The sequence below is a fragment of the Peribacillus sp. P4_C12 genome (genome assembly GCF_056402095.1).
The window spans coordinates 1-20,129 of sequence record NZ_JBFUIB010000025.1 but is presented as its reverse complement, the minus strand read 5'-3'; the positions used below and the strand labels follow the sequence as shown (position 1 = coordinate 20,129).

General features: G+C 38.6%; 21 protein-coding genes, 1 pseudogene and 1 riboswitch. Of the genes and pseudogenes, 21 read left to right on the top strand and 1 reads right to left on the bottom strand.

What is annotated here, in order from left to right:
• Positions 1 to 15 precede the first annotated feature (15 nt).
• The 12 genes from flgL to AC1DUW_RS07270 all read left to right on the top strand — a co-directional run bounded on the left by flgL (position 16) and on the right by AC1DUW_RS07270 (position 8,101).
• Entirely contained in the window at positions 16 to 894 is an 879-nt protein-coding gene (gene flgL / locus AC1DUW_RS07325) for a flagellar hook-associated protein FlgL (protein ID WP_477642269.1), read from the top strand.
• Between the two features lie 49 nt (positions 895 to 943).
• Entirely contained in the window at positions 944 to 1,522 is a 579-nt protein-coding gene (locus tag AC1DUW_RS07320) for a DUF6470 family protein (protein WP_053348563.1), read from the top strand.
• A gap of 8 nt (positions 1,523 to 1,530) precedes the next feature.
• Positions 1,531 to 1,974 carry a flagellar assembly protein FliW gene (fliW, locus tag AC1DUW_RS07315; protein ID WP_053348564.1) on the top strand — a complete coding sequence of 148 codons (444 nt, stop codon included), beginning with the start codon at positions 1,531 to 1,533 and terminating at the stop codon, positions 1,972 to 1,974.
• Positions 1,974 to 2,207 carry a carbon storage regulator CsrA gene (csrA, locus tag AC1DUW_RS07310; protein WP_056524408.1) on the top strand — a complete coding sequence of 78 codons (234 nt, stop codon included), beginning with the start codon at positions 1,974 to 1,976 and terminating at the stop codon, positions 2,205 to 2,207. The genes fliW and csrA overlap by 1 nt, the downstream gene beginning before the upstream one ends.
• A 137-nt stretch (positions 2,208 to 2,344) precedes the next feature.
• Positions 2,345 to 3,169 carry a flagellin N-terminal helical domain-containing protein gene (locus AC1DUW_RS07305; RefSeq protein WP_477642268.1) on the top strand — a complete coding sequence of 275 codons (825 nt, stop codon included), beginning with the start codon at positions 2,345 to 2,347 and terminating at the stop codon, positions 3,167 to 3,169.
• Between the two features lie 325 nt (positions 3,170 to 3,494).
• Positions 3,495 to 3,857: a flagellar protein FlaG gene (gene flaG, locus AC1DUW_RS07300; RefSeq protein WP_053348567.1), complete on the top strand. Its 363-nt coding sequence runs from the start codon at positions 3,495 to 3,497 to the stop codon at positions 3,855 to 3,857.
• Between the two features lie 15 nt (positions 3,858 to 3,872).
• Positions 3,873 to 5,387: a flagellar hook-associated protein 2 gene (locus AC1DUW_RS07295; protein ID WP_053348568.1), complete on the top strand. Its 1,515-nt coding sequence runs from the start codon at positions 3,873 to 3,875 to the stop codon at positions 5,385 to 5,387.
• A gap of 26 nt (positions 5,388 to 5,413) precedes the next feature.
• Complete coding sequence (gene fliS / locus AC1DUW_RS07290; RefSeq protein WP_053348569.1) at positions 5,414 to 5,815, top strand: flagellar export chaperone FliS; 402 nt, start codon at positions 5,414 to 5,416, stop codon at positions 5,813 to 5,815.
• Complete coding sequence (gene fliT / locus AC1DUW_RS07285) at positions 5,815 to 6,156, top strand: flagellar protein FliT (RefSeq protein WP_053348570.1); 342 nt, start codon at positions 5,815 to 5,817, stop codon at positions 6,154 to 6,156. Before fliS ends, fliT begins: the two co-directional genes overlap by 1 nt.
• Before the next feature lie 255 nt (positions 6,157 to 6,411).
• Entirely contained in the window at positions 6,412 to 6,969 is a 558-nt protein-coding gene (gene hpf, locus AC1DUW_RS07280) for a ribosome hibernation-promoting factor, HPF/YfiA family (RefSeq protein ID WP_053348571.1), read from the top strand.
• A gap of 492 nt (positions 6,970 to 7,461) precedes the next feature.
• Positions 7,462 to 7,740, top strand: a complete 279-nt coding sequence (locus AC1DUW_RS07275) for a hypothetical protein (protein ID WP_116821166.1) — start codon at positions 7,462 to 7,464, stop codon at positions 7,738 to 7,740.
• 97 nt (positions 7,741 to 7,837) lie between these two features.
• A riboswitch (cyclic di-GMP riboswitch) is annotated at positions 7,838 to 7,924 on the top strand.
• A 36-nt stretch (positions 7,925 to 7,960) separates the two neighbouring features.
• Complete coding sequence (locus AC1DUW_RS07270) at positions 7,961 to 8,101, top strand: anti-repressor SinI family protein (RefSeq protein WP_477642267.1); 141 nt, start codon at positions 7,961 to 7,963, stop codon at positions 8,099 to 8,101.
• A 149-nt stretch (positions 8,102 to 8,250) separates the two neighbouring features.
• Here the strand turns inward: AC1DUW_RS07270 and AC1DUW_RS07265 are convergent, their stop codons facing one another.
• Complete coding sequence (locus tag AC1DUW_RS07265; protein WP_053348573.1) at positions 8,251 to 8,574, bottom strand: helix-turn-helix domain-containing protein; 324 nt, start codon at positions 8,572 to 8,574, stop codon at positions 8,251 to 8,253.
• A gap of 440 nt (positions 8,575 to 9,014) precedes the next feature.
• Between AC1DUW_RS07265 and secA the strand changes: the two genes are divergently transcribed.
• From secA to AC1DUW_RS07220, 9 genes and pseudogenes are all read left to right on the top strand, one after another.
• Entirely contained in the window at positions 9,015 to 11,528 is a 2,514-nt protein-coding gene (secA, locus tag AC1DUW_RS07260) for a preprotein translocase subunit SecA (protein ID WP_477642266.1), read from the top strand.
• A gap of 147 nt (positions 11,529 to 11,675) precedes the next feature.
• Positions 11,676 to 12,774, top strand: a protein-coding gene (gene prfB / locus AC1DUW_RS07255; RefSeq protein WP_235569524.1) for a peptide chain release factor 2 whose coding sequence is annotated in 2 segments (ribosomal slippage) — positions 11,676 to 11,738 and positions 11,740 to 12,774 — 1,098 coding nt in all. Because the reading frame shifts where the segments join, the coding sequence is not laid out codon by codon here.
• A 230-nt stretch (positions 12,775 to 13,004) separates the two neighbouring features.
• A complete protein-coding gene (locus AC1DUW_RS07250) occupies positions 13,005 to 13,820 on the top strand; it encodes a YitT family protein (protein ID WP_376106588.1) in 816 nt (271 codons plus the stop codon).
• A 49-nt stretch (positions 13,821 to 13,869) separates the two neighbouring features.
• Positions 13,870 to 14,211, top strand: coding sequence for a cytochrome c551 (gene cccB, locus AC1DUW_RS07245; RefSeq protein ID WP_053348577.1), 342 nt, complete (start codon positions 13,870 to 13,872; stop codon positions 14,209 to 14,211).
• Between the two features lie 295 nt (positions 14,212 to 14,506).
• On the top strand, positions 14,507 to 15,193 hold the full coding sequence (gene ftsE / locus AC1DUW_RS07240; RefSeq protein ID WP_477642265.1) for a cell division ATP-binding protein FtsE: 687 nt from the start codon (positions 14,507 to 14,509) through the stop codon (positions 15,191 to 15,193).
• Positions 15,183 to 16,076, top strand: a complete 894-nt coding sequence (ftsX, locus tag AC1DUW_RS07235; RefSeq protein WP_201187375.1) for a permease-like cell division protein FtsX — start codon at positions 15,183 to 15,185, stop codon at positions 16,074 to 16,076. Before ftsE ends, ftsX begins: the two co-directional genes overlap by 11 nt.
• 111 nt (positions 16,077 to 16,187) lie before the next feature.
• On the top strand, positions 16,188 to 17,576 hold the full coding sequence (locus AC1DUW_RS07230) for a murein hydrolase activator EnvC family protein (protein ID WP_477642264.1): 1,389 nt from the start codon (positions 16,188 to 16,190) through the stop codon (positions 17,574 to 17,576).
• Positions 17,577 to 17,716: 140 nt separating this feature from the next.
• Positions 17,717 to 19,141 carry a S41 family peptidase gene (locus tag AC1DUW_RS07225; RefSeq protein WP_053348581.1) on the top strand — a complete coding sequence of 475 codons (1,425 nt, stop codon included), beginning with the start codon at positions 17,717 to 17,719 and terminating at the stop codon, positions 19,139 to 19,141.
• Between the two features lie 216 nt (positions 19,142 to 19,357).
• Positions 19,358 to 20,129 (top strand): annotated as a pseudogene (locus tag AC1DUW_RS07220) (PDZ domain-containing protein); the annotation flags it as partial.

Here is a 20,129-nt window from a genome sequence, read left to right as displayed (position 1 = left end):
TAGGAGTGAGAAAATATGCGTGTGACGCAATCCATGCTAACTAATAATATGTTAAGTAATTTAAGCAGAAGTTACGAAAAAATGGGCAAGTTGCAGGAACAAGTCTCTTCTCAAAAAAAACTCTCTAAACCATCCGATAATCCCGTTGCTGCAATGATGGGAATGGGGTACCGGATCAATCTCAATCAAATCCAGCAGTATACAAGTAACATCTCGGAGGCAACTAACTGGATTGATAGTACAGATGATGCCATTAGTGAAGCAGTTTCCGTTCTGCAAAGGATTCGTGAGTTAACCGTTCAAGGTAGTAATGGAACCTATGATGGAGAACAGTTTGAAAGTGTATCAGAAGAAATTAAGCAATTAAAAGAACATCTCGTAAGTATAGGTGATACCCAGATTGGTGGGAAGTATATTTTTAACGGTCAGAATACGAATGTGAAACCATCTTCCGTTAAAGATGGTGATGGGAATATATTGTACGGCACAGGAGCTATTAATCTTGAAGTATTTTCTGGGATTACTATTCAGATTAATACAGACGGATCCAAGCTTTTTGGGAATGCGCTTGCTATTGGCGGCAGCATTGATCAAACGATCGATGCACTTGAAAACGGCGGTGACGTGAGTAGCACACTGGAAGGAATTGACGAAACTATCAATACATTCTTAGCTATGCAAGCTCAGGTTGGTGCTAAGCAGAATCGAATTGAATTGATGACGGACCGCCTAAAGCAGCAGGAAGTTTTTGCTACAGAAATCCTTTCGAAAAACGAGGATGTCGATATCGAAAAGGCGATAATGGATTTAACGACCCAGGAAAGTATTCATAGTGCTGCATTAAGTGTTGGAGCAAGAATCATCCAACCGAGTTTACTAGATTTTCTTCGCTAAGCTATTCCTATATGGATAGCTTTTTTTCATAAGAAGAGGAGTGATAAGGATGCAAATGCCACAAATACAATTGCAGTCTTCCTCAATGAAGGTTGGATTGAATATAGACCAACCTGTACAGGAAATTCAGCAGAAGGCAGCGGACCAATCAATTGAACAGCCGAGAGCAATCTTAGAAATTCAGACAACCCCAGGGCAGCTAACGATTGATCAAACAAAAGCGAGAGAAGATATGGATTTGAAAAGCCTATCCAAGCGAGTTGAGGAATTTGCACAGCAGGGCTATCAGGATTGGCTGGCAGGTATGGCAAGAAGGTCACAGCAGGGTACGGAGTTGAGACATATTGAAAACGGAGGTAATACAATCGCGGTTCAGGCGAAGCGAAACAGCAAGGGGCCAGAAAAGCAATTTAATCTCGGCTGGATTCCCTCTCATTTCAGTGTTCAGCTGGACTATCAACCGGCTCAGGTAGAAATTGAAGCAACCCCTCAAAAACCGATCATCGATGTGCAGGTTAATAAGCCAAACCATACATACATCCCAGGTAATGTAGAAGTGGAAGTTTTACAAGAAAATTCGCTGGATATAGATTTCATTAATTTGTTTCCAGATGAGATAGGTGAGTGAAGACATATATGAATAGACAAACAAAATTTCATGGCGAAATAGAGATAGCACAAGAAAACATTTATACATTTGAAAGCGGGATACCAGGGTTTTTAGACGAAAAACAGTTTTGTTTGCTAGCTTTGGAGGAAACACCATTTGTCGTTCTGCAATCTATAACAACAAAAGAGGTTGCTTTTATCATGTTGAACCCATTTGATATTTTTCATGATTATGAAGTGAAGCTTACTGATGAGGTACTATCTACTTTGCAAATTGAAGCAGAAAAGGAAGTCATTACGTTCGTCATTTTAACAATCCACGAACCTTTCAAGAAAACGACCGCTAATCTTCAAGCTCCTATCATTTTAAATATCTCTAAAAAAACAGGAAAGCAGTTTATCATGAATGGAAGTGGTTACATGACTAAGCATCTTCTTAATGAACCTTCAGTAGAACAGGAGGAAAAATAGTGCTTGTTCTAACTAGAAAATCTAATGAATCGATCATGATAGGTAATGATATTGAAATTACGGTCTTAGCTATAGAAGGCGAACAGATCAAACTTGGTATCAATGCTCCAAAAAATGTGGAGATTCATCGAAAAGAAATCTATCTATCTATTCAGCAAGAAAATAATGAAGCTACTAAAACAGAAACCAGTATTCTGGAAAATTTATATGAACATTTCAAGAAAAAATCTTAAAATCTCTAAATATGTTTCTACGCACGTCGATATTATATATACAACGATAAGTAGTGAAATAGACGGAAGTCTTATTCACTATTCATCGTAAAAAACCACATGGATGTGGGAATTTAAAACTCAAGGAGGAAACAAAAATGATTATTAATCACAATATCGCAGCTCTAAACACACACAGTCAATTATCAAGTGCAACAAATGCACAATCTAAATCAATGGAGAAACTTGCTTCAGGTCTTCGCATCAACCGTGCAGGTGACGACGCAGCAGGTCTTGCTATTTCTGAAAAAATGCGTGGACAAATTCGTGGTCTTGATCAAGCTTCTCGTAACGCTCAAGATGGTATCTCTTTAATTCAAACAGCTGAGGGAGGACTTAATGAAGTACATTCTATCCTTCAACGTCAGCGTGAATTAGCAGTTCAAGCATCAAATGACACAAATGTAGATGCAGATCGTAAAGCTTTACAAGATGAATTTGCACAACTTTCTTCAGAAATAGAGCGTATTAAAGACAATACGACTTTCAACACAAAAAAATTGCTGGACGGTTCAGACGCAAACGGTAAAATTCAAGTTGGCGCTGATGCAGGTCAAACAATTGACATTGATCTAACTACTGTAGGTGTTGATTTATCTGCTGCTCACACTGCTGTTGCTGCATTAGATATATCAACTCAAGCAGGTGCTGATGCTGCTGTTACTGCTGTACAGACTCAAATTGAATCTGTTTCTTCAGGTCGTTCATATCTAGGAGCAGTTCAAAACCGTTTGGAGCATACAATCAATAATCTAAATAATGCTTCAGAAAACTTAACTGCTGCTGAGTCTCGTGTACGTGATGTTGATATGGCAAAAGAAATGATGAACCAAACTAAGAATTCAATTCTATCTCAAGCAGCTCAAGCAATGTTGGCTCAAGCCAATCAACAACCACAGGGTGTTCTTCAGTTATTACGTTAATTTTTACTCTACAGTTTAGAAAAAAAAGACTCTAGAATTTTTCTAGAGTCTTTTTTCGTTTCTAAGGAAATTAAATTGCTAAAGTATTATTTAATAGTCCATATTAAACTCGTTAAGGTAGAATCCTTTTTCATAGAGAGTTAGTAAAAGAATAATTATCGAAGAATACAGTAAGTCATAGGTATAATCAAACCTTCCAAGGTTTTAAATAGATGCTTACTAAATAAATCCCGTATATCTTACTTCTTAAGAAATGTCGAAAGCCTAAATATAAAATAGTAATTACCGATATAAAAAATAAAGATAATACATTGGGGGCATTAAGATGCTGGAGAGTTTATCCACTAATATTCTTTCCTCACAACTTAGAACAGCAATTTCAGATGGAATTAGTTCCTACTATCAGAGAGAAATAAATACAGTTGCCTATTCAGAGCAAAGTGCGGAATCTAATATTGAGCCTTCAAAAGAAAGGGTTCAAGATGTAGTTGATAGTTTAAACACCTTTCTGAATCCAACACATACGGCAGTTCGTTTTGAATATCATGAAAAATTGAATGAGTATTATGTCAAGGTTGTGGATGACGTAACCAATGAAACGATTCGGGAAATCCCACCAAAGAAGCTTTTAGACTTTTATGCAGCGATGACCGAGTTCGTCGGTATTATGGTAGATGAAAAAGTATAGGTAGGTGATGTTACGATGGTAAGAATTAACGGTTTAGCGAGTGGGATGGATATTGACGCGCTTGTTAGCAGTATGATGCAGGCTGCACGTGTTCCTTTGGATACGCTAGAACAAAAGAAACAATATGCTGAATGGCAGCGAGATGATTATCGCGAGATCAATAAGTTATTGTTGGAACTGGATACCCTTATTAAAGATGGAGTGGGGATGCAAAAATCCTTTATTAAGAAAACAGTGTCAGTTTCTGATCCTAATGCAATCTCAGTAAAGAATATCAATTCAACGGTTGATTTTTCTGGGACTTTGACAGTAGGAAAATTAGCTTCAGCAGCAACTATGCTCAGTAATGGGGCAGTGGGAGTTGAAAAAGCAACAGATATCATTCCTGAAGCGTATATAGGACAGGAAATAAAAATTGAAACGATTAATAAGGACGGTTCTTTAAATACCTTTACGACAAAAATTGAAGATACTGATACGTTAAATAGTTTAATATCAAAAATTAATGCTAATTCAGATGTTACTGCTTTTTATGATCAGAACACGAAACAGATTTCATTTACGGCGAAAAACACGGGGGCAGTTCCAACTGGATTAACAAGAGAAGATGGAACGAGTGTTACTGCAGAAATTGGTTTGAGTGGTACACTCTTTACGGATCTCCTAAATTTAGATGAAAATAATATTGCTGCTGTTGGAGCGAGTAGAGGAACGGCCGGTCAAAATGCAACCTTAAATTATAACGGTCTGGATATTGAACGTTCCACCAACACATTCACTATTAACGGTGTTGAAATTACTCTTAAACAGGGGAATACGGGTCCGGTAACCTTTTCGTCTACCTCAGATGTAGACGCAGTTCTAGATACTGTTACCCAGTTTGTGAATAAGTACAACGAGATACTTGCTAACATCAAAACGAAGACAGATGAAACAAAGTACCGTGCATACCAACCGTTGACCACGGCACAAAGGAAAGACATGACTGAGGATGAAATTAAACTGTGGGAAACGAAGGCAAAGAGTGGGACACTTCGGGGAGATTCTATGTTAGCGGGTCTTCTTACGAAAATGCGGACCTCGCTATATACCTCTGTTGGTGGAAGCAACTCCGTCAACTCATTAAGTGAAATTGGAATAACTACTACAAGTAACTATCTTGAAGGTGGTAAGCTAACCATTAACGAAGAAAAACTGCGTGCTGCTATTTCAGAGGATCCAAACAAAATTTATGATTTGTTTATGAAATCAGGAGAAACAAGTGGTGAAATGGGATTGGCCAAAAGGTTGAGGGCTGATATCAAAGCGACGATGACTAATATCCAAGATAAAGCAGGTAAAGCGACTTCTGTTAATAATTCAACTTTCACGATTGGAAAACTCTTAAATAGCTACAATACGAAAATAGATAGTTGGCAAGACAAGCTGAAGGCTTTAGAAACCCGCTATTATAATCAATTCACAGCCATGGAGAAAGCGATTTCGAAAGCGAATAGTCAAAGCAGCAGCCTATCTCAGTATTTCAGCTAAGCAACTTTAGAAAGGAAGTTTGAATGATGGCAATCAATAATCCCTACCAATCTTATCAACAAAATTCGGTGAATACTGCCTCTCCAGGTGAACTTACGTTAATGCTTTATAATGGATGCCTTAAGTTTATTACATTGAGCAAAAAAGCAATTGCGGAAAAAAACTTTCAAGAAAAAAACACGAATTTAATTAAAGCGCAAAAAATCATTCAGGAGCTAATGGTCACATTAAAAATGGATTTGGCTATATCCAAGGAATTAATGTCCCTTTATGATTATTTGAATCGACGCTTGATTGAAGCCAACATTAAAAGTGATCTGGATATTTTAGAAGAGGTTGAAGGGTTTGTCATGGAGTTTCGTGATACATGGAAGGAAGCTATTCAGTTGAACCGCCAGAAGCAATTTGCCAATAGTGGTCAAGCATAATGGGAGCTATTCAACATTTTTATGAGGCAACGAACCAATTGCTTTCGACGTTGGAAAATGAGCAGGATCGGGACCGGAAAATTGAAAAGGTTGAGGCCTTACTTGAGGAGCGGGAGAAGTTGATGGCAGGGATTCAACCGCCTTTTTCTGATTCTGAACAGGATTTAGGGAAGAAGTTAATCGAACTCAACGAAAAAGTTTCACAACTCCTAGAAGAACAAAAAGTAGAAATCCAACGCGATATTAAACAGCTAAGTCTCAAAAAAGAATCTACTAATAAATATGTGAACCCTTATCAATCATTATCCACAGATGGCGTGTTCTACGATAAAAGAAATTAGATATTAATCAGCCGTTTTAATTGCAAACAGTTTTAATGTTAATTGTTTTTAAATTTTCTGTAAATATTAAGGGCTTAATTTTTTCTTTATAGCTTTGTATTTGTTATAATAAAGCTAGGGCAGACATCAACCCTTTCCTAACCTTCCGACAATTGTTTCAAAATTTCGACATATTTCATGATGTGTTTCTAAAGGAAACCGGAGGGGTATTGTAGAATCTAACTGTATAGTCTTAATTTAAGGAGGACTCACTTTATGAATTACAACGTACGCGGTGAAAACATTGAGGTAACTCCAGCAATTCGAGAATACGTCGAAAAGAAAATTGGCAAGTTAGAACGATATTTTAACAATACACCAGATGCAAATGTGTTAGTGAATTTGAAAGTTAACAATAATACATCCAAGGTCGAAGTGACGATTCCTATGCAGAATTTGGTTCTTCGCGCTGAAGAGGAAAATGCGGATATGTATGCTGCTATTGACTTGATTAATGACAAGCTTGAACGCCAAATTCGTAAACATAAAACGAAAGTCAATCGTAAATTCCGTAACAACTTATCAACAACTCCTGAGGCGTTCGCCTTTAATACGGAAATTGATGAAGTGGTGGATGAATTTGAAGATGATACTGATATTGAAGTAGTCCGCAATAAGCGCTTTGATTTGAAACCAATGGATAGTGAAGAAGCGATTCTGCAAATGAATATGCTTGGTCACAGTTTCTTCGTTTACACTAATGCGGATACAAATACAACGAACGTTGTGTACCGTCGTAAAGATGGGCGCTACGGATTAATTGAACCTAGTTAATATGAATCTATAAACAAAAGCACAACCCAGACTATGGGTTGTGCTTTTTACATTTTACTCTATCCATTGCAATGTTCATTTGGGCTAAGGAGTTCGATAAGCTCTGGAAAAATAACCATCGATTTCAACCATAGAAGTCAATGGTTGTTTATATTTCCTTCCTTTTTCCTTAAATATTTTTCGGCAATTCGATAAGTGTTTTGATAATGTGATAATAAGTAAAATTCATCTGTTGAAAACAAGGTATCAAATAGTATCGATTAATTGGTTGGCTCCTGGGGATTTCATTGTTCTCTAAAAAACACAATGAAGTATGGAATGTATTGTATTTTCTTTAAAAAGAACATTTTATGTTCTTTAATAAGATAAATAGACATTTATACCTATTTAAATAACCCCTCCTATTGTACTATACTCGGATTAAAGTTCTTTAAAAAGAACAATAATTATTTATATAAAACAATTTGATTATGGTGCAGAGGAGTTGGATTTTTGTATCAGAAAAATTGCTATACATGTCATAGAGCGTCTTTTAGCAGTGCAGAATATGGAGGTTGGCTTTGTCCGACCTGCGGTGAGGACCTGTCTGCGCAAAAAGCCTTTGATGCACTTATTATGGAAAGAATTAATATGCCTCATCGTTTGAATAAGAAGGGCAATGTTTATAATTTTATAAAAAAAGAACGTGAATCATTTGAACCATCTTGTTTTGTACATGAAATAGACAAAAAATATCATGGATTTCTTGATTTTGTAATATTTTGTCGATAAAAAGTTATACATTGTGGTAAATTAGCGACATAAAGTGGCAATATTTGGAGTGAATATTCGCTATAATAACATAATAATATAGTTTTTGTAATAATTACCCTGACAAAGGCAAGCTCAGCGAAAGATGAGGGCGCAAAGGCACAGGCCTAAGTTTGCTTAATGCTAAGATGGCTGGTCTGCCTGAAATACATACAAGTAGTATTTTAGGAGGATAAAAGAGGTGGTTAACGTGGAAGTGGATCAAGAATGGGTGAAGTTGATTTCAGAAGCTAGGAAATTGGGTTTAAAGAAAGAAGAAATTAGTGCTTTTTTTAAAAAAGAGAATCTAAATGTGTCACTAGAGGAGAACAATGAAAACTAAGAACCAAAAAGGAATGAAAAAAACATCCCTATAAACAGTTGATTTACAACATAGCTGTCTATAGGGATTATTTTATTTTCTAAAATTCTACCAATACTAGTTTGATAGATCAGTACTATTTATGTTTGTGTAGATAGTTTATAATTCATCTATTCTTCTTTATCTTTTCTCCATTTATTAAACTCAATGAACTCTCTGAATTGTTGTTTTGAAACGCCAGAATTCATAGCTTCCTCAACAATTTTCATCCAGTCAGTGTCCAAGGATTCCTTATTTGGCGCATCGTAAAGAAGGGCATCTACAGGAATGTTAAGTACAGCAGAGATTTTTTCGAGAAATTGAATAGAAGGATTCGTTTGTAAGTTACGCTCGAGCGAACTTAAGTATGACTTTGCTACTCCGGCTTTATCGGCTAGTTCAGTCATTGACATTTTCTTTTCTTCTCGCAGTTTTTTTACACGTTCACCAATCAACAATACCACCTCGAAACATGTTCTATTTATCTTCGATTTATAAGTTTTAAACCCACATAAAATCACAGGAATAGGAAGCCTGAAAAGCTAGATTGCTTCAACTGACTATCAGTATAGAGGGACCCAAAATATCTATTGATAGAAGGTTACTGTTTACTTCGCATTTTCGTTTGTCTTGCTAAAGACTCATGTGAAAAGTGGGGAGTGTGTAATGTACTTTTGCTACTTCCCTCTATTTTAACAGTTTTACCCCTCTTTTATCCAATGTTTTTCGTAAGAACTGAATTCAGGTCCATAGACATAGAGTGACATGAAGTTGTACCTCTAGAATAGAAGTGTTAAAATTAAGCTTGGATTAGTATTAACAGAAGGTGTGTTTCTTCTTACTTATATGAATGTGTTATTGAATGATCATTACCATAATAGAGGAGCGTTATTGAATGCTTAATATATTAAATAAAGTTTTTGATCCGAATAAGCGAGAAATTAAGCGTCTGGAAAAAGTCGCTGATCAGGTCGAAGCGCTGGCTGATGAGACAGCTGCGTTATCGGATGAGCAGTTGCGCGCCAAAACAGAGGAGTTTAAGGAGCGTTATCAAAACGGGGAAACCGTGGATGATTTGCTTGTTGAAGCTTTTGCGGTTGCGCGTGAAGGGGCAAAACGAGCTCTTGGTTTGTATCCTTACCGTGTTCAAATCATGGGTGGGGCATCACTTCATGATGGAAACATCTCTGAGATGAAAACGGGGGAAGGTAAAACATTAACATCAACCATGCCGGTTTATTTAAACGCGATTACTGGTAAAGGTGTGCATGTCGTGACTGTCAATGAATACTTGGCGCACCGTGATGCAACTGAGATGGGTGTATTGTATGATTTCCTGGGTTTGACTGTTGGGTTGAATTTGAACAGTCATTCTAAAGAAGAAAAACAAGCTGCCTACAATGCTGACATTACTTATAGCACGAATAATGAGTTAGGCTTTGATTACTTGCGTGACAATATGGTTTTGTATAAAGAACAAATGGTACAGCGTCCGTTGCATTTTGCTGTCATCGATGAAGTCGATTCGATTTTGATTGATGAAGCGAGAACGCCATTGATTATTTCTGGTTCAGCGCAAAAATCGGCGCAGCTTTACATCCAAGCAAATGCGTTTGTGAGGACGTTACAAAAAGAAACGGACTATACGTATGATGAAAAAACAAAAGGTGTTCAGCTGACCGAAGAGGGTATGAACCGTGCTGAAAGAGCATTTAATATCGATAACTTGTTCGATATCAACCATGTTACCTTAAACCATCATATTAATCAGGCTTTGAAGGCGCATGTTTCCATGCATTTGGATGTGGATTATGTTGTTCAAGATGGCGAGATTGTCATCGTTGATCAATTCACTGGCCGTTTAATGAAGGGCCGTCGTTATAGTGAAGGTCTTCATCAGGCAATTGAAGCAAAAGAGGGCCTTGAAATTCAAAATGAAAGCATGACACTTGCAACTATCACGTTCCAAAACTATTTCCGGATGTACGAAAAACTTTCTGGTATGACAGGTACAGCTAAGACAGAGGAAGAGGAATTTCGGAATATCTATAATATGAATGTTATTGCGATTCCAACAAACCGGAATATTKTTCGTGATGACCGCGCCGATCTTATTTACGCGTCAACGGATGGGAAATTCCGCGCTGTTGTGGAAGACATCGCTGAGCGTTATACAAAAGGGCAGCCAGTGCTCGTTGGTACTGTTGCCATTGAAACGTCTGAAGTCATTTCTGCGTATTTATCCAAAAAAGGTATACCTCATGATGTTTTGAATGCAAAGAATCATGAGCGTGAAGCAGAAATCATTGCGAATGCAGGTAATCAAGGTTCAGTTACAATCGCTACTAACATGGCTGGCCGTGGTACGGATATCAAGCTTGGCGAAGGTGTCAAAGAACTTGGCGGCCTTGCTGTTATCGGTACGGAGCGTCATGAAAGTCGAAGGATAGATAACCAATTGCGTGGTCGTTCCGGTCGTCAGGGAGATCCTGGGGTTACTCAATTCTATTTATCAATGGAAGATGAACTGATGCGACGCTTCGGTTCGGATAATATGAAAAGTATGATGGCACGTCTTGGTATGGATGATTCACAGCCAATTCAAAGTAAAATGGTGACGAGAGCCGTTGAATCCGCTCAGAAACGAGTGGAAGGGAATAACTTTGATTCGCGTAAACAATTGCTGCAGTATGACGATGTCCTACGTCAACAACGGGAAATCATCTATAAACAGCGTTTTGATGTGATGGAAAGTGAAAACTTACGTGAAATTGTTGAGACGATGATTGAGGCATCCATTCAGCGCAATGTTGCTGCGTTTGCTCCAATGGGTGATGAAGAAGGCTGGAACTTACAAGGTCTTGTCGATTACTTGAATGGTAACCTATTCAATGAAGGTTCAATTACAATAGAAGATTTAGAAGGAAAAAATGAATCGGAATTGGTTGAATTTATTTTAGGTAAAGTGAAAGAAGACTATGATCAAAAAGAAGCAGAGCTTTCAGAAGATCAAATGCGAGAGTTTGAAAAGGTTATCGTTCTTCGTGCGGTGGATAGCAAGTGGATGGACCATATCGATGCTATGGAACAATTGCGTCAAGGGATTCACCTTCGTGCTTATGGTCAAATTGACCCACTTCGTGAATACCAATCAGAAGGTTTCGCAATGTTTGAAGCTATGATTGCCTCCATGGAAGATGAAGTCGCTAAATACATTATGAAAGCTGAAATTCGCAACAATTTAGAGCGGAAAGAAGTCATAAAAGGACAAGCGGTCAATCCGAAGGAAGAAGATGGAGGAAAAGTGAAGAAGGCTCCAGCCCGTAAAAAGGATGAAGTCGGGCGAAATGCCTTATGTCCATGTGGTAGCGGCAAAAAATATAAGAATTGCCATGGTAATTTAGCCTAAAGTTAGGTGTATAATGATAAGAGAGACGGTGTAAGAACTTGCCGCCTCTTTTCATGTTTAGTTTGCGTATAGTTTGAAGATGTTTATTGGACTGAAACACATCCCTGTACAGGGGTTTTTTTAACATACTTAATGAGGTGAAGAGAAATGGAATTAGCAGAAATTAGAAATGAACTTGAACGAACCGCACAACGATTAACGGACTTTAGGGGGTCTCTTTGACTTAGATGAAAAAGAGGCACGAATCGCACAACTAGAAAATGAGATGACACACCCTGATTTTTGGAATGATCAGTCAAAAGCACAGACTGTCATCAATGAAACGAATGCATTGAAAGATCAAGTCAATCAATTGTCCGATTTGAATGATGCATATGAAAATCTGGATTTGACGTATGAATTAGTGAAAGAAGAAAGCGATGAAGAACTTCTTGCTGAGTTGGTAGAAGAAATCACGATTCTTTCACAAAAGATGAATGAATTTGAACTTCAACTTTTACTAAGTGAAGAATATGATTCGAAAAATGCAATTCTGGAATTGCATCCTGGTGCAGGTGGAACTGAGTCCCAAGATTGGGGTTCAATGTTGCTTCGTATGTATACAAGATGGGGTGAAAAAAGGGGCTTTAAAGTAGAAACCCTTGATTACCTTCCAGGTGATGAAGCTGGAATCAAGAGTGTCACGCTGCTGTTCAAGGGCCATAACGCATATGGTTATCTGAAAGCAGAGAAAGGTGTTCACCGTCTAGTTCGGATTTCTCCTTTCGATTCATCAGGGCGCCGTCATACTTCATTCGTTTCTTGCGAAGTTATGCCGGAATTCGACGAGACGATTAATATAGAAATTCGTACGGAAGATCTGAAGGTTGATACGTACCGGGCAAGTGGGGCAGGTGGTCAGCATATTAATACGACTGACTCAGCCGTAAGGATTACGCATTTACCTACAAATACTGTGGTAACGTGCCAAAACGAGAGATCGCAAATCAAAAACAAGGCTCAAGCCATGAATATGCTGAAAGCCAAATTATATCAACTTGAAATTGAACAACAGCAAGCCGATTTGGATGAAATTCGCGGGGAGCAAAAGGAAATTGGCTGGGGAAGCCAAATCCGTTCTTACGTCTTCCATCCCTACTCCATGGTAAAAGACCACCGTACTAGTGCGGAGACAGGAAACTTGGGAGCTGTCATGGACGGAGATATCGATATGTTCATTGATGCCTATTTACGTTCAAAATTATAAGAAGTAAAAGTCGGGCCGGATTTTCTGGTTCGGCTTTTTTTATGATTACGTATACATGGAAGTTCAATTCACTACCACTTTAAAGTCATTTGGCTGACTTTTACAGGATATTATAGGGGATGCAATACAACGTTCGGCCAATACTAGATAAAAAATGATGGTTTTATAGGAGAAAATATAGAATGAGAAAAAGATACCGGGAGCAAAAGCACCCTTTGATACAAAAGTTAATGGAGTACGGGTTGGTAATTGTCGGTTCGGCTATTATTGCAATTGGTTTTAATGTATTCTTGCTTCCCAACCAAATTGCTTCAGGCGGAGTCAGCGGAATTAGTACGATTCTCGATTCTACGCTCGGTTGGGAACCAGCCTATGTACTGTGGGGATGTAATATTCCCTTATTTATTGCAGGACTTATTATACTTGGACGGCATTTTGGTGCAAAGAGTCTGATTGGAACATTGTTCTTACCGCTTGTCGTATTCCTTACAAAGGATTGGGAGCCATGGACGAATGATGCTTTGCTTGGTTCAATATGTGGGGGAATTATGGTGGGCCTTGGGTTAGGAATTGTTTTCCGCGGGAAGGGTTCCACCGGGGGAACGGATTTAGCAGCACAGATTATTCATAAGTATACCCATATGTCATTAGGGACATGTGTAGCTGTCATTGATGGAATCATTGTCTTAAGCGCTGCGATTGTTTTTGATATTGAAAAAGGGCTTTATGCGTTAATAGGTTTATATGTGACAAGCAAGACGATTGATCTCGTTCAGGTTGGGTTGAATCGTTCTAAGATGGCATTAATTATCATGAATAATGAAATGGAAGTAAGGAATGCTATCTTACATGAGCTAGACCGGGGAGTAACACGAATTTCCGGGTATGGCGGCTATACGGATGATACTCGTCCAATTTTGATGTGTGTAATAGACCAGTCGGAATTCACTAAATTGAAACAATTGGTTAAACTTGTTGACCCTAAAGCGTTTGTGATCGTAATGGATGCATCGGAAGTACTTGGGGAGGGTTTTAAACTAGATTAAAATTGGTATAATATTTCTGTACTGGTATAAAACAGAGGGGGTAAATTCTATGAAAAAGAAATGGTTAGCCTTATTAATGGGTACGTCTCTCGCCTTGGCTGCGTGCGGAGGAAACGATGATAATGCAGATAATGAGCCAGCAAGTGATCAAAACGAAACTACAACCGTAGATGCAGGAGATGCAGCGAAAATTTATGAAAACAAATGTTCAAGCTGTCATGCAGTAAATCTTGAAGGTGGCGTAGGACCGAATTTAACGAAAGTTGGTTCGAGATTATCAAAAGATGAAATCGAGCAAGTCATTGCAAAAGGTCAAGGAGCAATGCCAAAAGGTATAATTCAGGGAACCGAAGCGAGCAAAGTTGCTGAATGGCTTGCTGAACATAAATAACGACTATAGAAACGTTCTGCATACAGCAGGGCGTTTTATTTATCCTCCTTATAAATCCACAGAAAACCCACAACTAATCCCTAATCAAGAAAACTAATCCTAGAATTATTACGTAGATGTTGATAATCTTTCTCAATGAAATGAAACTGTAATATTTTTATTCTTAATTTGACAAAATTAGATGTTATAATGTTTCTGTGCTCTAGTAAGAAAGATTCCTGTCAGATTCCAGTGAAAATTGTCGAAAAAGCTTAGTTACATAAATATAAAAACAAGCAAATTAGGTGGTTTTAGAATGATAGAAATGATAGATGTGAAAAAGACCTATCCTAATGGCGTAATTGCCATTAATGGGCTAAATGTAAAAATAAAACCAGGCGAATTCGTTTATGTAGTAGGACCCAGCGGTGCCGGTAAATCGACCTTCATCAAAATGATGTATCGGGAAGAAAAGCCGACAAGTGGTAATATCTTGGTAAATGGTGTCAGCCTTCCAAGTATCCGCAATTCGAAAGTTCCTCTATTCCGCCGTAATATCGGTATGGTATTCCAAGATTTCAAACTCCTTCAAACCTTCACAGTTTATGAAAATGTAGCATTTGCGATGGAAGTTATCGAAAAAGAACCAGAAGAAATTAAAACGAGAGTCATGGAAGTTCTTGACCTAGTAGGGATTAAACATAAAGCTAGAATGCTCCCTTCTGAACTATCTGGTGGAGAACAGCAGAGGGTTGCGATTGCACGTTCGATCGTCAATGACCCTAAGGTGGTTATCGCTGATGAACCTACAGGGAATCTAGATCCTGAAACATCATGGGAAATTATGAACATATTTGAAGAAATTAATAATCGTGGAACAACACTTGTCATGGCCACACATAATAGGGACATCGTTAACAATATTAAACGACGTGTCATTGCCATTGAAAGTGGAAAAATAGTTCGAGACGAACATCGAGGTGATTACGGATATGAAATTTAGAACATTACTCCGTCACTTCCGTGAAAGTTTTAAAAATATTGGCCGTAATGGTTGGATGACGTTTGCATCAGTCAGTGCAGTAACAGTTACTCTAACATTGGTTGGCGTTTTTTTAGTGCTCATGATGAATTTAAATCATATCGCGGGAAATGTGGAGAAGGATGTCGAAGTTCGTGCACATATTGATAATGCTGCGAATGATGACGATATAAAAGCAATCGGTAAGAAAATTACAGAGATGAGCGGCATCGAAACAGTCATATTCTCTCCAAAAGATGAAGAGCTCACCAATTTAATAGATGATTTAGGCGATAATGGTGATGCCTTCAAACCATTTGAACAGGACAACCCATTAAGGGACGTTTACATTATCAAAACGAAATCTCCGCAAGATGTCATCAAGGTGGCAAAAAAAATCGAAGGTTTTGAATATATCCAGAGTGTTAAATATGGACAAGGCTACGTCGAGAAACTATTCAGTTTCGTGAATATAGCCAGAAATATAGGAATCGTTCTTATTGTAGGTTTGCTTTTTACTGCGATGTTCCTTATTTCTAATACTATTAAAATTACAATTGTAGCTAGAAGAAAAGAAATTGAGATTATGAGATTAGTAGGAGCAACAAATAACTTTATCCGTTGGCCATTTTTCTTAGAGGGACTCTGGTTGGGAATTCTCGGTTCAATCGTGCCAATTGGTCTGATTTCAGTACTCTATTACAATATTTATAAATATGCAGCACCACAGATTACGTTTAAATTCATAGATTTTCTACCTGCAAGCCCGTTTATTTATCAAGTTTCGGCCATTCTTATTGCAATAGGCGCGGTTATCGGGATATGGGGCAGCTTGATGTCCGTTAGGAAATTCTTAAAAGTATAAAAATGTATCTTCACACCTTCTTTTACACTCGAATGTCAAAAGAAGCCTAGTACAAATAGAGAGACGTTACAAGGCGTTAGATGTGACGGGATTGAAAGGGGAAATGAAACGTTGAAAAAAAATATCATTGCCATGAATGCTTCAATAATGATCGGGTTGGGGAGCATTATAGCTGCACCTTCGGCTTATGCTGAATCGCTTTCAGATTTGCAACAAAAGAAAGAATCTATTCAGGAGAAACGTTCGGGTGTTGAATCGAATATTTCCGATACTGAGAAAAAAATCGATAACCTGCATGATAAACAATTGACGGCAGAGGAACAAATTGCAGCCATTGAAGCAAAAATTGCAGAATCGACAAAAAAAATCGATGCTAAAAATGCTGAAATTACACAAACGAAAAAAGAAATTGAAGCATTAAAAGAAGAGATTAAAGTATTAAAAGAACGGATCGCCAAACGTAATGAAGTATTGAAGGAAAGGGCGCGTTCTTTCCAAGAGACTGGTGGGGACGTGAACTACCTAGAAGTGTTATTCGGATCATCCAGTTTCGGTGATTTAATTGACCGCGTCGGAGCTGTAGCGACAATTGCTGAAGCCGATCGGGATATTTTAAAGCAGCATGAGTTGGATAAAAAGGACCTAGAAGAAAAGCAGACAGCTGTTGAAAAGAAGCTTGCTAGTTTAGAAGTAGCCAAAGCCGAACTTTTGGAAATCCAAAAGCAACAAAAACAGCAGAAGCAAGAAAAGGCTGCTTTAGTTAAGAAATTAAAGCAACAAACCAAAAAACATGAAGATGAGAAAATGGGCTTAGAGGAAGAAAAAGAGAACCTTGCTGCTCAAGAAACGGCTATCAAATCGGCTATCAACTTAGAACAAAACCGCCTTGCAGAATTGGAAGCAGCTCGTAAAAAAGCGGCAGCCGAAGCGAAAAAACGTGCAGAGCAAGCAGCGGCACAAGCAGCATCACAAGCGGCATCACAGGCAGCTGAATCAAAAAAACAATCTTCTTCTTCAGGGTCTAGTGCAAAAAGCAGCAGTTCACCATCACCATCACCATCCCAATCTTCGTCTAATGTAAGTCAAGTGCCAGCTGTTTCATCGGGTACTTTTACTAGACCAAGTGCAGGATATGTATCTTCAACAATGGGTGAACGTTGGAATAAACAGCATGCCGGCATTGATATTGCTGCTAGTGGAACGGTTCCTGTTGTAGCGGCAGCAGACGGAGTTGTAAGCCGTTCTTACTTCTCTAGTACATACGGTAATGTTATCTTTGTTACCCATTCAATCAGTGGTCAGCAATGGACAACGGTGTATGCACATTTAAGCTCTAGACAAGCAAGTACTGGTTCTGTTGTTGCCAAAGGTCAACAAATTGGTATCATGGGGAACACAGGACATTCATACGGTCAGCATTTACACTTTGAGCTACATAAAGGTGCATGGAATTATAGCAAGTCAAATGCAGTAAATCCATTAAACTACATACCTAATTAATACCCAATACATCAATAGAAAAACAGACTAGGATAAAATACTAGTCTGTTTTTTTGTTTTGTTTACTATTGTCTACAAGCATATTTCCTCCAAGTTGCTCATATAGTGAAATACATATCAGGGCAGAAATGGGGATAAATATGGTCAAAAAATGGGTACTTCCTCTAGCGATCATTATGTCATTAGTTATTGGGGCAGGGGGGGGCATATATTGGACAAGCTTCCCAGGTAAGAATGAGACAAAACAGGAAAAGCAAATGGTAATAAAAGATAAGGAATGGGCAAAAGTGGAACAAGCTTATGGTTTGATCGTAAATCAGTATGTGGACAAGGTTGACGGTTCTCACCTTGTCGAAGGTGCCATTCAAGGTATGCTGTCAGCTTTGAAAGATCCATATTCCGTATATATGGACAAGGAAACCGCTAAGCAATTTAATGAAACTTTAGATTCCTCGTTTGAAGGGATCGGTACGGAAATCGGGATGGAAGATGGTAAGGTCATTATTGTGTCTCCTTACAAAGACTCCCCTGCTGAAAAAGCAGGGTTAAAGCCGAAGGATCAAATCCTTAAGGTGAATGATGAAAGTGTCGAAGGTTTGGATTTATATGAGACACGCTTAAAAATCCGTGGTGAAAAAGGGTCAGCCGTTAAAATGGAAATAAAGCGTGCGGGGGTTTCAAATCCAATTGAATTCAATATGGTTCGTGCTGAAATTCCACTTGATACTGTTTTTTCATCGATTAAAGAAGCGGCGGGAGAGCAAATTGGCTATATCGAATTAACCACTTTCTCGGAAAATACCGCATCTGATTTTAAAAAGCAGATGAAGGAGTTAGAAAAGAAAGGGATTAAAGGATTGGTCATAGATGTCCGCGGCAACCCAGGCGGCCTCCTATCGAGTGTGGAAACGATACTTGGAGAGTTTATAACAAAGGATAAACCATATTTACAAATTGCTGAGAGAACGGGAGAAACGCAATCCTTTTTTACAAATCTAAATAAAGAAAAGGATTATCCAATCGCCGTCTTGACGGATAAGGGCAGTGCCTCGGCCTCAGAAATCCTGGCTGGTGCGATGCAGGAGGCGGGGGGCTACCCATTGATCGGTGAGAAGACCTTCGGCAAGGGAACTGTACAGCAGGCTGTACCAATGGGAGATGGCAGCAAGATTAAACTTACGCTATACAAGTGGCTGACGCCATCTGGGAACTGGATTCATAAAAAGGGGATAAAGCCTACAATTGAAGTAAAACAGCCGGATTTCTTTGATGCCCATCAGCTGTCCGTTGAAAAGGTACTGCAGCGTGATATGACTGATGAACAAATTCAATATGCCCAAACTATTTTAAAAGGACTTGGTTTTGAAACGGGACGTGAAGATGGCTATTATGACTGGAGTACAGAGATAGCAGTTAAAGCATTCCAAAAGCAGTATGGTTTGAAAGTGACTGGTAAACTGGACACTAAAACCGCTGCACACCTAGAAACCGCAATTCTGGAAAAAATTCAGGATGAAGACAATGATATTCAGTTGCGCACGGCATTAAATTATGTGGTGAAGTAAAGGAGAAGGCATCGCTCATTTGTAGCGGTGCCTTTTTTGCATATGTTCAATTTGCAGGGTGGATATTTTAAATACGATGAACGGAGAAAACTTAAGGAAACGCTTTTTTTCTTCATCTTAATAGGCAGGGAGCTGACATATTTGATAGAATAGGAGGTAACTGACTAGGAGAAATTATACATACATTTGATTACTTGAAAGGATGGTGGGAAGAAATTGACAACAGATTGGCTGAGTGCATGCTTACTAGGATTAGGAAAACTTTTTCTTCATCCATTGCTTTATGTTTCAATTGCATATTGTTTATTCATAGGCTATCTTCGCGTTAAACGAGAACGCCGTGACTTTAATACGAAGATTTACAGAAAATCCATGGAGCTGCGTGCTTTGTTTCCGCAAGGAGTGATCTGGGGATTAATTCTTTCTTTCCTCACCTTGGCTTCTGGAATCGTCATTCCGCTGGCGGCGCTAATCATTGTGGCAGCGGTTACGATGATAGCTGTGCTGACCATGAACCGGAGATTTGTTTCACCCGTTTATACAATGGGAGTCACCTTCTTTATCCTTTTCTTTTTATACGATAGAGATATCCAACTGCCGATATTTCAGGATGCGTTTAATCAGTTGAATCAATCTGTCTATCCAACACTTGTTATTTTGATTGGGTTTTTATTGATTGCTGAAGGCTTTCTGATTTGTAGCAATGGAAGTAAAAAGATATCCCCTCAGTTGGAGGTTTCCAAGCGGGGACAGCCAATAGGTGTGTATGTTTCTCAACGAATATGGCTAATTCCGATGTTCGTTATGATTCCAGGAGGTGAACTTCCAGCACCTTTCGAATGGTATCCGGTTTTTTCAATCGGAGAAGTGTATCTGTCACCGATTGTTGTGCCCTTTTTAATTGGGTTTAAGCAAATGGTTCATGGAACGCTTCCGGAACAGGCTATTAGGGCCCATGGTAAAAAGGTAGGAGCTTTAGGGTTCGTGA